8 protein-coding genes are annotated in these 14,444 nt (G+C 58.8%); 3 read left to right on the forward strand and 5 right to left on the reverse strand.

Going from position 1 to position 14,444, the window contains the following annotated elements; translation table 11 throughout:
• Window positions 1–400: 400 nt before the first annotated feature.
• Window positions 401–2,056: a sigma-54 dependent transcriptional regulator gene (locus tag N3C12_03510; GenBank protein MCX8071507.1), complete on the forward strand. Its 1,656-nt coding sequence runs from the start codon at window positions 401–403 to the stop codon at window positions 2,054–2,056.
• 367 nt (window positions 2,057–2,423) lie between these two features.
• Complete coding sequence (locus N3C12_03515; protein ID MCX8071508.1) at window positions 2,424–3,611, forward strand: cytochrome P450; 1,188 nt, start codon at window positions 2,424–2,426, stop codon at window positions 3,609–3,611.
• 80 nt (window positions 3,612–3,691) lie between these two features.
• Here N3C12_03515 and N3C12_03520 read toward each other — a convergent pair whose 3' ends face one another.
• On the reverse strand, window positions 3,692–4,426 hold the full coding sequence (locus N3C12_03520; GenBank protein MCX8071509.1) for an ATP-binding cassette domain-containing protein: 735 nt from the start codon (window positions 4,424–4,426) through the stop codon (window positions 3,692–3,694).
• Complete coding sequence (locus N3C12_03525) at window positions 4,423–5,898, reverse strand: ABC transporter substrate-binding protein/permease (protein ID MCX8071510.1); 1,476 nt, start codon at window positions 5,896–5,898, stop codon at window positions 4,423–4,425. The genes N3C12_03520 and N3C12_03525 overlap by 4 nt, the downstream gene beginning before the upstream one ends.
• 1,148 nt (window positions 5,899–7,046) lie before the next feature.
• Here N3C12_03525 and N3C12_03530 point away from each other — a divergent pair.
• On the forward strand, window positions 7,047–11,381 hold the full coding sequence (locus N3C12_03530; GenBank protein MCX8071511.1) for a S8 family serine peptidase: 4,335 nt from the start codon (window positions 7,047–7,049) through the stop codon (window positions 11,379–11,381).
• Here N3C12_03530 and gspN read toward each other — a convergent pair.
• Genes gspN through pilM form a run of 3 tightly spaced genes read right to left on the reverse strand, consistent with a single transcriptional unit; the run spans window position 11,378 to window position 14,432 of the window.
• Entirely contained in the window at window positions 11,378–12,283 is a 906-nt protein-coding gene (gspN, locus tag N3C12_03535) for a type II secretion system protein GspN (protein ID MCX8071512.1), read from the reverse strand. The genes N3C12_03530 and gspN overlap by 4 nt on opposite strands.
• A 29-nt stretch (window positions 12,284–12,312) precedes the next feature.
• Window positions 12,313–12,915 (reverse strand): type II secretion system protein M, encoded by a 603-nt coding sequence (locus tag N3C12_03540; GenBank protein ID MCX8071513.1) that lies wholly within the window; start codon window positions 12,913–12,915, stop codon window positions 12,313–12,315.
• A complete protein-coding gene (gene pilM, locus N3C12_03545) occupies window positions 12,915–14,432 on the reverse strand; it encodes a pilus assembly protein PilM (protein MCX8071514.1) in 1,518 nt (505 codons plus the stop codon). Before pilM ends, N3C12_03540 begins: the two co-directional genes overlap by 1 nt.
• Window positions 14,433–14,444: the final 12 nt, after the last annotated feature.

Raw genomic sequence — 14,444 nt, forward strand, 5'->3', positions numbered from 1 at the left:
CCTAGCGAACGAATAGCGAAACCGCAACGGTTCCTGGGTTTGAGATGATCAGGTCACCGTTCCCAAGGGCGGACCTCGACCAAGTGGCACTCGGATCATTTCGCAAAATGCACTCGTTCGACTCACTCTGATTCACCCTGGACTGGCATCGCAGCCGGCTTTGGGTCGTTGAGCCACTCACTCTGAGTGAGTGGGCCACTCACTTTGAGTAGTGGCCCGTGGATCGGGGGCGTTTTAGAAGAACACGACAGAAGTGGCGTAGAATCAATGGCTTAGCGGTGCGTCCCGAGTCGAACCGGAAAAGGTGCGGTTTTCACGGTGGGCAGGACACACGCACGAAAACGAGGCATGGCGGCTGGCAAAGCACTTGCAAAGCATCCAAGGTCCGGGAGGAGTATCTATGCACACGCCAAATGCGAAGAAGGAAGGTGAAGGAATCGCGAGGGGACAGGGTGAGTTCATCCATCCGCGCATTGCCCATTGGGTGCAGTGCCTTACTGCGGCTCTCGGTACGGGGCAGGATCCTCTTCGAACCTTGGCCCAATTGGTTTGCAAGTGGAACGCCGCCGAACGCCCCGATGAGGAAGAGCTGGAGATCGTTCGCAGTATTGCCCGTGTCTGTCAAGAACCTCCGCTACGCCTGAGCTGGATCGGGTTTTACATCCAAGAGGGCGAGAACTTCCGCGCCGTTGAGCTGCCCCGGTCCGAGGGAGAGCCTTTGCTGCCTCCACTTCCCTATTCAAGGTTTGTGCAGGGGCTGGCTGATGCTGACTTGTTGATGGAGCGGTTTGACTGTGCTCCCTGGCTACCGTTGCACTTGTTTTTGGATCCGAGCGAGAACCGAGAGGAGTTCTGTCAGATACGGCTGCTTCCTTTGTTGGTTTTGGGCAGGATGGTTGGCCTCGTTTGCTTGCTCGCACCGGAAGCGCGCCGTTGTGTGGAGGACAATCTGGTTGTCCACCTGATGATTGCCTGTGCGCCGCTGAGTTTGTGGTGGGCGTTGCGAGGACCCGGAATTGGTGGTGATCGAGAGGAGACGAACTCCTCGCAGTGGAGCGCTTCTCGGTTAGATCGTAAGGATGTTTCCAGTCGGGGTTCACTAAAACCACTGGTGTTTCCGGAGCTGGTAGGCGAAAGTTCGTCGTTTCTTCATGCGCTTGCTCTGGCCCAACGATGGGCGGCTGGCCGTGCCCCCATCTTGATCACGGGCGAGACCGGGACTGGGAAGGAGCTCCTCGCCCGGGCGATCCATGCGCTGAGCCCCCGCCGCGGTGGGCCGTGGGTGGCAGTGAATTGCCCGGCAATTCCGCGGGAGCTGGCCGAAAGCGAGTTGTTCGGTCACGAAAAGGGAGCATTCACGGGTGCTACCGAAGCACGACCGGGACGTTTCGAGCGGGCCGATGGCGGCGTGCTGTTTTTAGACGAGGTTGGAGACTTGCCCGCTACGATACAAGCAAAGCTTTTGCGCGTGCTTCAGGAGGGAGAGATCGAACGTGTTGGTTCGGCAAGGGCGAAGAAAGTGGACGTGCGGGTGATCGCCGCAACCAACCGAGACCTTAACGAGGCGGTGCGGCTTGGTGACTTCCGTCGAGACCTTTACCACCGGCTTGCGGCATTGCCCATCCACTTACCACCGTTGCGGGAGCGAATAGGAGATATCGACCTCCTCGCCTGGCATTTCCTCCAAAAGAGCTGTGATCGATATGGCAAACGGATTGATGGAATGGCGCCAGGAGTGCTCGAGAAGTTGAAGGCCTACGATTGGCCGGGAAATGTCAGAGAATTGGAATACGTGATCGAGCGAGCTGTGCTGTTGGCTGGGGGACCATTCCTTCAGGTCGAACACCTCGCGGACTTAGAGGCGGGGCAAGGTCTCGTGGGTCTCAGCCTCAACGCACAACTACGCGTGGAAAAACTCAAGCGGGTGGAAGCAACCCTACGCCAGACCCAAGGCAATTGCGCCGAAGCTGCAAGGCTCCTTGGGATGTCGCGCGGCAACTTCGCACGCTTGCTCAAGTGTCTCCGCATCGACCCCCGACGATTTCGCCTGGAATGAAATCTTTTGCCAGAGACCTGCCACTCATGCTGCAAACGCTCATCGGTGGTGGAGGGGCAGGCGTGGTGGCGCTTCTCGCGAGCAGGGACGCGTTGTGAACGCGCGAGGGCACGCTTGAGTTGCGCGCCCTCGGGTGACGACAATCAAGGCTCGGTGGTTGCTCTCGCGCCTGGCTTAGGAAGCGCCACCCCGAAAGCGGGGGTTATCCCCAAGGACGCTTGATTATCAATCAAGCGTATGATTAAGACGTTTGCTTGAGACGAAGGCGACGCGAGGGTGAAATTGCATCGAACGGAGGGCCGCCCCGGATAACGTTTTGTGGACCTGAAAGTGCACCTGTACGAATTGGCGAGGAGGTCAGAAGTCCATGCCGACTACAGTAGAGTTGTTCGGCGGCACGATGATGAGTCCCGTCCCTAACCCCTACCCCGTTTACAAGCGCCTGCGCGACGAATGGCCAGTTGCGTTGGTGGATGGGATCTTCGGTCAGCACTACCTGGTAACCCGCTACGATGACGCGATGGCGGTACTGCGTGACGCTGAGCGCTTTTCCTCCCACGCAAACGCTCGTGGGATTGGGTTGGTGTTTGGTCGCACCATCTTGGAGATGGATGGCATTGAGCACATCCGGCACCGGCGGCTGATCACTCCCGCTCTCACCCCGAGGACACTCACGAGCGGCGCCCTCCCTACGGCGATCCGAGCGATGGCGCACGAACTAATTGACCGTTTCGCTGCTCGCGGTGAGGCCGAGCTGGTGGAAGAGTTTACGTTCCTTTTCCCAATTCGGGTTTTTACTCAGCAGTTTCTGCAACTGCCTGAGCAGGACGCGAAACAGTTCCATCACTGGGCTTTGGATCTCATCAGTATCGCCGATGATCCTCCGCGCGCATTTGAGGCAGCCAACGCCATTGTGAACTACCTGCGGCCGGTGTTGGAGCGCCGACGGCGTGAGCCGGGGGATGATCTTATTAGTCTCTTGGCCACTGCGCGGGTCGATGGCGAGCAGCTTTCGGATGATGAGATCCTCAGTTTCTGCCGCTTGCTGGTCCCGGCTGGCGCAGAGACCACCTATCGGTTGTTAGGGAGCTGCTTATATGCGCTACTCACGCACTCCACCGTCCTCGAAGACGTGCGAGCCGGCCGCGTTTCCCTGGATCAAGTGATCGAGGAGACGTTGAGGTGGGAGTCACCGGTACAATATGTGACGAGAGAAACCACGGTAGACACTGAGCTTTCTGGCACCGTGATCCCGAGGAAAATGCTGGTGAGCGTTGCCTTAGGGTCCGCCAATCGTGACGAACGGAAGTACCCGGATCCCGACAGGTTTGACCCGACGCGCGACACGGAAGGGCATCTGGCGTTTGGTTTTGGGCGCCATTACTGCGCTGGTTCGCACCTGGCTCGTCTTGAAGCGCGCTTGGCTCTTGAGGTGCTATTAGGCCGATTGCCCGACCTCGTTCACGACAGAAGGTTTGCTGACAAAATTGTGGGACTAGCGTTCCGCTCGCCGGATGCATTGCATGTAAAATTTCGTACCGAAAAGATGGTCTAACGTCTGGCCTGTCAGTAGACCGCAGGGCACATTCTGCCGGGCCTTTGAATTGCCCAAAGTTGGCACGCTGCGGGACGCTTCTAACGAACCGGCTCGGCACCGACGGCGCTGTTGAGCAGCGTGGGCGGGCCGAACTGAACCAACCGTCCGCCGTTGAGAACGGCTACATGGGCAGCAAGTTGGCGCGCAAGCTGCGGTTGGTGGGTGACCATTAGCGTCGCACCTCCACGCTGCTGGAACTCCATTAAGACTTGCACGAAGCGGTCCACATTGGCGGCGTCCAAAGCAGAAGTCGGTTCATCGAGGAGCAGAAGTTGCGGTTCCATGAGCAGAGTGCGCAACAATGCCACTCGTTGCTGCTCTCCGCCCGAGAGTTGTCGAGGGTAGAGCTCGGACAGGTGGGAGATACCAAGGCGTTCAAGACCCGCGCGGGCTCGATCCCGAGCTTCACGCGGCGCCAGCCGCCGCACTCGAACGGGTGCCTCGATAAGGTTTTGCAAAACTGTGAGGTGGGGGAACAGGTGCAAATCCTGGAAAACCATGCCAACTGTCCGGCGAAGTTGCAGCAGCAGCTTTGCATCCGCGCGCTCGCAGAGGCCCGGGCGAAGTCGAATTCCGGCAACTTCGATCTCACCGCTGGCGAGCGGTGTTAGGTAGTTGAAGGTGCGCAGGAGTGTAGTCTTGCCGCTTCCCGAGGGTCCTACGATGGCGACGAGCTCTCCTGCCATAATCTCGAGTGAAACTCCCTCAAGTATGCGCTTCCCGTCGAGCGCCACAGAAACATCACGTGCACGGGCGATGCTTTGCGAACTCATTGACCCTTTCCGAGCTTTTGCTCCAACCGCCGCGCGAGGCGGGAAAGAGGAAGGCTCATCGCCATATAAAGCGCGGCGCAGAGCAATCCAGGGAGAAGCCAACTCCGCACATCGACAGCCGTGATGGTCATCTGCTTGGTGAGCTCAACGACCGTGATCACGGAGACGATGGACGAATCCTTCAGTAAAGCGATGAAATCATTAGCCGTTCCGGGCAGAGCGACACGCACTGCTTGGGGCATTAGGATTCGCCGAAGGGCCAACCAACGTGACATTCCTAAGGCAAGTGCAGCCTCTTGCTGGCCTTTGGCTACCGCACGAAAACCGGCTCGGTACAATTCCGCTTCGTAGGCGGCGTAATTCATGCCCAGACCCACCACTGCTGTCGTGAATGCGTCGATCGCGATGAGGCGCGCGAGTCCGTAGTAGAGCACGTAAAGTTGAAGGAGTACGGGCGTTCCCCGAAACAACTCCACGTACCCTTGTACAACCGCCCCAATCAATGGATTCCCGTATTCTCGAGCTATGCTCAGGATAAAACCGAACCCGACCGCAACCCCCATGGCAAGAGTCGAGAGCAGAAGGGTAACTGCTGCCGCTCTCAGAAAGAGCGCGGCCTGGTTTGCCAAATTGATCGGAGCAGCCGTTTGGTCTCCGATATGCGGCAGGCCGCGTGCTGGCTCGATTCCCCAGCGGCGGAGGATGGCTGGAAGTTCGCCACGTTGTTCTAGAGAGTCCAAGGCTTGCGAGATCGCTTGTTGCAATGCGGAATCTTGCGGACGCAGAACCATCGCATACGTGCCTGAGCCGATTTGTGCCGCTTCCACGAGGCGAGCATGACGTGGCAGGTAACGGCGTGCAATCACATCGTCGATGACGACTGCGTCGATGCGGCTGACTTCTAAGTCGGTTAGCGGCTCGTCCACACCTTCGTATAGCACGAGGCGCACGTCAGTCTGGGAGCGGAGAATTTCGTGTGCGAGCGAGTTTGCAAGCGTTCCCACGCGCTTCTCCTGGAGGTCGGCAAGCCCCCGCACCCTGTAGGCGTCCTCCAACCGAACGATCAAGCTCTCGCGGAAACTCGCGTAAGGCCGCGTTAGGGCGAATGCCCTCGCGCGTTGGGACGTCACCTCGATACCGTTGACGGCGACATCGAAATTTCCTCGTTCGAGCGAGGACAACAGGGTTGACCAATCGTTTTGCACAAATTCCGCCCGAACTCCGAGTTCTCTGGCCACCGCTTCCAGGAGCTCCACCTCGAAACCTAGGAGGCGAGTGGGATCAGTGGGGTCGCGGAACACGTAAGGCTCGCCCCCTTGCAAATCCCCGCCCCAACGAAGCACGCCCCGTTGCAGAACCCTCGCAAGGCTGGCGTCGCTACTTTGGTCGGCTGCAGTGGCCGTTGCTTGAATGAGCCCAAGGCAGGCGAAAAAGAAAATCGCGCGCAAGCCCTTGCCCGGATGTTTCAGCACCTTGTTGGCATCAATGCACCCCCTTCGTTCCCGTTGCATCGTTTCAGGAGCGAGCGGCCGTAAGTTTCGCAAGCCTCAGTGGTGTTTTAGCAGCGAAGCGAGTCCGATAGTCGTCGTGTTTGGAAGAGCGGATGCCCCAAGCGTTGTTTCCAGTCGGTACGAGACTCAGGCTGCTCAAGCGCGAACGAATTACGAAGCCACGATGACGGGAGCCACACACCAGGCTGTGGGGCCGCGGGAAGGTTCTATGTCAACGACGCAGACGAACGCGGCGTCGTCGGGATGAGTTGGCCAAAGTTGACTGAATACCAGAAAGTGCAATCGCAGGCGTTCTGGATCGCTTTCAACGCGACCAAGCGCATAACTTGCGCTCTCAGGGGGCAGCGGCAAACGCAAGCCCAGTAGCGACGGCTCCCACCTCTCGTACGCATGAAGACCTTGCTGCCAAACGCCTTGAACCTCGGCTGGCCAAGCGGCGAGTGGTCCAGGCCACGTGGCGAGCGACACCAAACGCAACTCGCGTAATTCTAAGGAACCCCCGGGGGAATTTTGTGCAAAGAGCGAGGATAACGATTGGTAGCTAGCAGCCGGAGTTCGCCATTCTCGCACGGCGCCAAGAGCGGGCGCTTCCAAAGAACCCTGCGGTGGGAGCACGGCTGGAGGCTGGGCTGTGCGCAACACCTCCGATTCGACCCTCAAAGCGGATGGCAATTCTATTTGCGCCGGGGCTTCTTCGTCAGGGTGCCACGGGTCTAAGGAAGGTGTTGGGGGGTTAACTGGCCAAGAAGCCCATGCAGCATCGTCGGTAACCAGCTGGGAGGCTGCACCACCATGCATTTCCGGACCAATGGCAGCATGTTCCTCTAGGTGTAGGGACTCTCGAGCCAAACGCCTGCGCCAGCGGGCGTCCGCCAAGCGTGAGAGGAGCGGCATCGAAACGATTAAAAGAACAGCGAGGGTGACGAACGCCACCTCCACGAGCGTAACGGCCGGCGCGGTAAGAACGAAGCGCTCCATTGCTGTACGAAAAAGCGCAAAGGCAGGGGCTTGGCAAGAACCACTACCCTAGAAGTCTTGTTACAAGTTGTGCCACTGCCCTGCCCTCTGGTATGGCGACGGGCCACGGACGCATCCACGAAGGAGTATGTATGACCAAACGAGACTGGTGGTGGGCGGTGGTGCCTGCGGTGGTAGCTTATTCGCTCGCGTCTGGATCACGCCTGTCTGCCGAGTTCCCTTATCCAGCGAATCCGCGCCCGTGTGGTGCTTCGCAAGTGGACGAGGGTTGCATCGAAGCCCGTGATTTCGCCGCTTACTTATTCTTGCCGGAGGCGACGCCTCCTCTGGTTCCCAATGATTTTACAGGGGGCTCCAGCTGGAAGCTTGGGAGTGGTCAGACTGGAAATCCCGAGATCGACTCAAGTCCGCAGGAGCTGTTCGGTGTCACGGGGAGCAGCGTCGACCGCGCCTGGCAAGTGACCACGGGGCGGCCAGATGTACTGATTGCGGTTTTAGATTCGGGCATTCGCTGGCACCGGCAACTGCCGGATCTCGTGGGCAAGTTCTACTTGAATCGCGGCGAACTTCCGATTCCGGAAAATTCTTCGAACGAGTTCGACCCTTGGGACCGCAACCGTGACGGCGTGTTCAACGTGCGAGATTACGAGGCCAGTGGGGGCTGGCCACAGGATTCCCGAGTGGGAGACGCGAATGGCAACGGGCTTTTGGATCCGGAGGATTTGATCTTTCTCTTCTCAGACGGGCGCGATGATGACGGGAATGGCTACGTGGATGACATCTCCGGGTGGGATTTCTTCGAAGATGACAACGATCCGTTGGACGAGGTGGAGTACGGCCATGGCACTGGTGAAGCGCACGACTCGACGGCCGAGGCGAACAATGGGGGCTCAGTTGGGACGTGCCCAAATTGCATGGCGTTGATGGTGCGAGTGGGGGATAGTTTTGTCGCCGAGGTGAACGCATTTGCTCGCGGAGTCCTCTTTGCCGTGGACAGCGGGGCCTCGGTCATCCAGGAGGCCCTCGGCACGCTGAACCACTCGAGCTTCGGTCAAGCAGCAATTGACTACGCCTATCGCAGAGGGGTGGTCGTGATCGCCTCGGCGGCGGACGAAGAATCCCGACATCACAACTTCCCCGCGGCGTACGAGCGGACGGTCGTTGTGAACTCGGTCACGCGGTTCGCATCGATTGCGGGGTTAACGATGGAGCCTCAGTCGTACCTTTACCTAAACGGGTGTACCAACTACGGGCCTCAGATTGCGCTTGCGGTGCCATCGACCGCGTGTTCCAGCGAGGCAACTGGACTCGCGTCTGGTATTGCTGGGCTTGTACAGTCGGCTGCACGAAACGAAGTCGATCGGGGGCGGCTCACACGATATCGCACCGATACAGGCAAGTTCGCCCCTTATGCACTCTCGGCCAACGAGGTGAAGCAACTCCTCATCCAAAGCGCGGATGATATTAACTTTGACGCTCGGCCAGACCTTGGCTTGCCGCAGAACTACCAGGTTAGCCTCGCCCTTCCACAAGGCATTCAGTCGGCGCGTTTTCCGTCCATTGCTGGTTTCGATCAATATTTCGGCTACGGGCGCATCAATGCGCGGCGCGCGGTAGAACTGGTGCGCGAAGCACGGATACCGCCTGAGGCGGAGCTGTGGAGCCCAAAGTGGTTCACAATCGTCTCGCCCGACCAGGGCAGTCTGGAGGTTGAAGGTCGTGTCGCGGCGAACCGCTCTCAGGGTTTCCACTGGGAACTGGCTGTGGCGCCGGGTGTGCAACCTGCGGAATCCGATTTTGTCATCGTGGCAACCGGAGAAGAAGAACGGGCTCGCGCAGGAATCCTCGGTCGAATCGATCTTGTCGATCTTGCGGCTCGCATGCCGCACGGGGCGGAGGGGCCACCCGTGGCGGTGGGCGGGCAGCCGGATCCGGATCGTTACACGGTCACTGTGCGCTTGCGGGTTCGCGACGCTACCGGCAATTTCGGTGAGGATCGCCGTGCTTGGTTTCTGCACCGTGACCGAGACGCGTTTCCGGGCACGCCGAAGAGGTTGGGGAGCGACGGCGCAGCGGCTCCAGTGTTCGTCGACGTGACGGGCGACGGGGCAGACGATCTTGTCGTGGCAACGTCCGAAGGGACTGTTCATCTCTTCACCGGTGCAGATTTGCAGGAGCCTCCGGGATGGCCGGTTCACACGGACCCGATGGAAGTGCATCTGGACTCACCGGCTTTTCGCAGCGGAGAGCTGAGTGTTCCCCATGCGCCCATCCTTGGCATGCCGGCGGTGGGCGACCTCGACCGTGATGGGCAGGTGGAAATCGTCGCAGCCGACTTGTACGGCAAGGTCTACGTCTGGCAGGCGAACGGGCAACGGCGCCCCGGATTCCCAGTGCGAACACACCTCGAATTTTCCTTCCCTTTAAGATCGGAACGGGAGCAATTGCCGGATATGCGCCTCGTGCCAGATCGGATACACCGGCTCGACCCTGATAACCGGTTGGCGCGAGGCTTTGTTGCGGGGCCGGTATTAGGCAACCTCGATAGTTCCGAGGATGGTTCTCTGGAAATCATTGCCGGCGCCATGGATCGTCATGTTTACGCATGGTTTTCCGATGGTCGCCCGGTCCCAGGCTGGCCGGTATTGCTGAAAGACCCGACGAAAGTCCTGAGCGTGGATCCCGTGACAAATCGGGTGCAGTTGGCGCCCGGGGCCGGTCAGCGAATGGGGACCAAGATTATCGTTCCGCCTTCCCTGGGAGACCTCGACGGCGATGGACGCCTCGAGGTGGTTGCCGCAGTGAATGAAGCGTATCGGGAAAGGATGAGCGCGGTGATTACCAACGTAGTCTTAAACTTCCTGCAAGTCGGTGGGGCGCTTGAAGGCGGCAACACGCGTGTGTACGCAATCGACTCTGCCGGTACGAATCGCGGCAGCAGGCCGGTTCCCTTTGGTTGGAATGCTGAGGCTTTTCTGCCCGGATGGCCTGTGAAGTTAGCCATGTTGACCACTGAGTTGCTTCCAGTCGTGGGCACCGGAAGCAACGGTCCGGCGGCGCTTGCTGATTTGGATCGTGACGGGAAACTAGAAGTGGCCGCGTCTTCCATGCTTGGTCCGGCGTACATTTTTCGGGCCACCGGAGAGTCGTTCCTGGGTAACGCCGCGGGCACAATCCCGCGCACCTTGGCTGCGGATGTCTTTGGGCCAGGTTCTCCGGCAGTTGATGGTCCCAGTTACCCAGCGTTGGGAGCTGTCGTTTTGGCCGAGATGTTGGGCCCCGGGCAAGGTTTTCAGGCGTTGGCTCCCACGGCTGGCCTGGGCAAGTTATTGGACGCGAATCTTCCAGCTCGCCAGTTCCCGGCGGAGAACCATTTGGCGATGTGGGACGTTATGTCCGAGGGACGGCTCGCCGATGTGGCAAAATTCCGCGTTGGCTACCCCCATGTAGTTAACGATCTGCAATTTTTCGTAGCGCCTGTGGCTGCGGATATCACGGGCGACGGTATTGCCGAGGCGATAGCGGGTAGTGGTGTTTTCGACCTCTACGCGGTTGACGCTTTCGGCGCGGAGGCACCAGGGTGGCCGAAGTTTACCGGAGGGTGGAGCATTGGCTCACCAGCAGTTGGCGACTTGGATGCTGATGGCCGACTCGAAGTTGCTGCGGTAACGCGTGAGGGCGGCTTCTTTATCTTCCGAACCCAAGGTCGCAGTTGCGGTCACATCCCGTGGCGCCAATATCATCACGATCCTTGGAGTACCGGGAACTACCACACGGACGCATGGTTGCCCGCTCCCCCTTTTGGGAGCGTGAGTCTTGTTGGTGAGAACGTAGTGGTCCTGTCAGGTCCGGCTACACCGGGTGACGATTCATGGTGTGGGGCGCCTGCACGAATTGAGCTCCGAGCGTCGTTAGAACCCGTCGTTGGGCCGGACTCGTTTGAACGCGCAACCCTTTTGCCACTGACTTCTCCGCCTCAGGCTGCAGGACGCGACAATCCGCTTAGAGTCGGGGCACGGCTTCCCGAGGGCGTTTTTGGCCGACTGTACTTTGCTGCGCGCACAGAAGACGAGGCAGGAAACCGCTCCCGGATTGTGGACTTGGGGGTCGTGGAGGTGCTCGCACCGAGCCCAACGCAACCAAAGACGGCAACACCGTCGTCCACAATGAGTCCGCTCCCGACGCCCACAGAGGCGCCCACCGCAACCTCCACTGCTACGCTGACAGCTACGTTGCCTCCTCCCACACCCACGGTGAATAGCCGCCTTCCAACCCCGACCCGCTCCGCAGTGGGCAACGCTGCAGCTCATCGAGACGACTCGGGAGCATGCGCGGTGGTCGGTGATGCTGAGAATGATCGTGGCAGCGTCCTAATGCTGTTCCTGGTTGGACTCGCAATCGCCTGGTGCCGCCCGCGCCAATGGTGGGGAATCGGGTGGCGGAAGCCAAACTGCACGGACGCTTAGCGGATCTTTGGATGGGCAAGCGTCCCGGATACGGTCACAGGGGCGTCGGGTTTGCCCCCTGCTGGTTTGGGCAGAAGTGCGAGCACCGCTTTTACGGTATCTGAGGCGCTCGTGCCTGGTGCAACCGTGAGGCGGAGATTGAGCAAACTTTCGCCGTATGGCTCTCGTAGCGTGATTTGGCCGCTGCCTTGTATGATTAGGTCCCCCGAGGCTGAAATATCGGTGAGTTCCACCTTGCCGGGCGAGACGCGAATCTTGGACTTGACCTGCTTGAACTCTAAGTCCGGCACGGGCCACCCGCTGATTTTCGCCTGGCTGAGCCGGAGGTTGTCCACGACCAGCTCGCCGTTTGCCTGACCTTGTTGAAACGCGGTGCCACGGAGTTCAAAGGCGATATTCCCAGCGACCGCCCCAGTGATTTGGCCCTCTTCAAGCTGGCTCTGTAAGGCGCGATAGCGACCCAGTTGAACCCGCTGCCATGTGAGCACACCATTAAGCCCGGCCTCACGATACTGCAGTGCACCGTCAAGCAACCCTCCGTACAGTTCGGCTCCGATCTTTGCCGCGTAGACGTTACCCCGGGCCCACTCTGACCAAAGTGGCCTCGCCCACACGCTGGAGAGTTCGAGCAGTGGTGGTCGCCCATCTTCTGCCCCACCAATACGTAACCCAGTGAGCTGGTAGCCTTTCCACACCGATAACCCTGCGCCTTGAACTCTCAGGGGCAGGGGGCCGCGGTCTAAACTGTGGAGGGCCCTTCGAATGAGGAGATCATGGGGAAACGTAAACGCCAAGGCGATCAAAAAGACCACGAAGGTGTATCCAGCATACAGCCAAAACAGCTTCCGGGTAAGGAATTCTGGAATGCCTAGTTGAGGGAGGGGGATGGGCCAGAATCGCATGGGCGACACTCTCATCGGTACCGTGTGCCTCAACTCGCCGGTATGGGACGCTCGCTCGCCTTCTCTGCGGGTTTCTCGGCAGGCTTGAGCACAGCGACAATAGCTTGAACGTCGAAGCTGTAGGGGTCGTTCATCCTCTTTTTGATAGCCACGCGGGAGAAGTGCAGCGGGTGTTCACCTTTTTCGACCCGATGCAGAAGATCCACGATTTGCGGCAGTGCGACTTGGGTCAGTTTGATTTCCACCATTTCTTCCAGAAACTCTGGAGCTTCTGGCTTCGGCCGCGTTGTGGGATTTAGGGAAACAATTTTTTCCCGGCTCACCGCCGCGGTGACGACTCCTTGTAAGTAACCCAGCAAATTGAAGTTCGGGTCAACTTCGGAGATGTCCCCGTACGCTTCGAGCTGTCGAAGCAGCTCAAGGTAGTATTCCCGCTCTCGTTGGAGCTCGGCGAGCTCCTTTTCTTTTAACGATAACCGGCGGGATAGTTGTTCCATACTTACCTGCAGGGGATCCCACACAAACGTGTACCCGAGGATCAACACTGTGGCGACCGCAGCGAAGACGAGAAGAACCCGCTCACGAGGTGCAAGTCGGTCATAATATCTCGAGAGTGAGCCAAAATCGAACACTAAATCCTCCCCGGAGAGCGGCTGGAAGCCGGTGACCCAGCCTTGTTCAGGGTGAGAATCATGCGAAAGTCGACACGACCGTCCGGTGCGGTCTTAATATCCTTCACCTGCACGTCGGCAAAATATTTGCCGTTGGCGATGGCTTCACGGATCGCGTTCGGGGTGTCTAACGAGTCGGTGTGTGCGCGGATCTTAATTTCCTCTGTGTCCATCACATACTCATCGACCTCCAGCTTCAGGTGTTCTGGAACTGCCGTACTAATCGCGTGAAGGGCGTCAATTGCAGTTGCACCACTCGGCGGCGCAACGCTCCCGAGTAGTTTGAGTCGTCTTTCCGCGGCTACGATTTCTTCTTTGATTTGCCGGCCCTCATCGACGATGCGTTGCACGTCCGGCAGAGTTTGGCGGAACACGTAACGAATCTGGCTGTTGATTGCTGCAAGTTGGGCTTCCAGGAAACGATAGTTTAAATACGTTTGGAGCACGAACAGACCGACGGCAAGCGCTCCAAGGCTCGCGGTTCCCCAGAGGGCACGCCGTAACTCTTCTTGGCCGCGATGGTATGCAAACTCGCCCCTACGAAAATTTAGGCCATAACAACGGTCTGGTTGGATCTCCCTGAGGGCTAATCCGATCGGAGCAGCAAACCCGGCGATTTGGTCGCGTAAGGTACTTGGCAGACCCTTCAGGGGAGATTCTTGGATGCGGTTTACGACCAGGCCGAGTTGGTCTTGCAGTTCGCGGGAGAGCAAATCGAAGTAGATACCTTCCCCAACCAGCACGCAGGTCGTTCCCTCGTCGAGCGGTCCTCCATTGAGAGCGAACAGCGTCCAACGCAGCTCTGCGACGATGTCGTTGATCGTGTTTTGCAGAACATCAAGGTGTCCATTGTCGCTGCTGGGGTGCTGCTCCCTTGTAACTTCAGGGGGGGTTATGGTCCGAAGTCCAACCAGTGTGCCGCCGCGATGAATGGCCACGGCCAGCCGGTCAATCTCCCCTCCAACGAACACAGCATGAGATGGCAAGGGCGCATCCAAAAGTTGCAGCACGTTGAGACTCGCGAGAGGTGCGAAGTCGACAATTTTCGGGTCAAGACCGGCAGCTTGTAAGGCCTGAAGGTGACCTTCGAGCTCCCCTCGGGGAACCAATGCCGCTAGGACGTTACTGCCGTTCTTTTCCTTTGCCAGTACTTGGTACGCTATCACAACCTCGTCGAGATCGAACGGCACTTGAGTTTCCAGTTCGTAGGGAACCGTTTGTTCTAATCGCTTCCGATCCTTGAATGGGAGAAAAAATGTCCGGAGGGTGACAACTTCTCCAGGCAGCGAAGAGACCACCGTATGAGGAGAGAAACTTATCTCAGCGAGGAAATTTCGCAGCTTGCCTTCGAGAGTGTCGGTCGAAGACAGAGGTAACTTGTGTAGTCCGACGATGCGGTAGTCGCGGAAGGAAGCCTCGATCAGGGCTGCGCGAACCTCGTGGCTTTGAACTTCGAGAGCTAATACTCGCTGGGGCATGGTCCTCTTGGC

The sequence above is a fragment of the Candidatus Binatia bacterium genome, assembly GCA_026415395.1.
Taxonomy (GTDB): domain Bacteria; phylum Desulfobacterota; class Binatia; order HRBIN30; family HRBIN30; genus HRBIN30.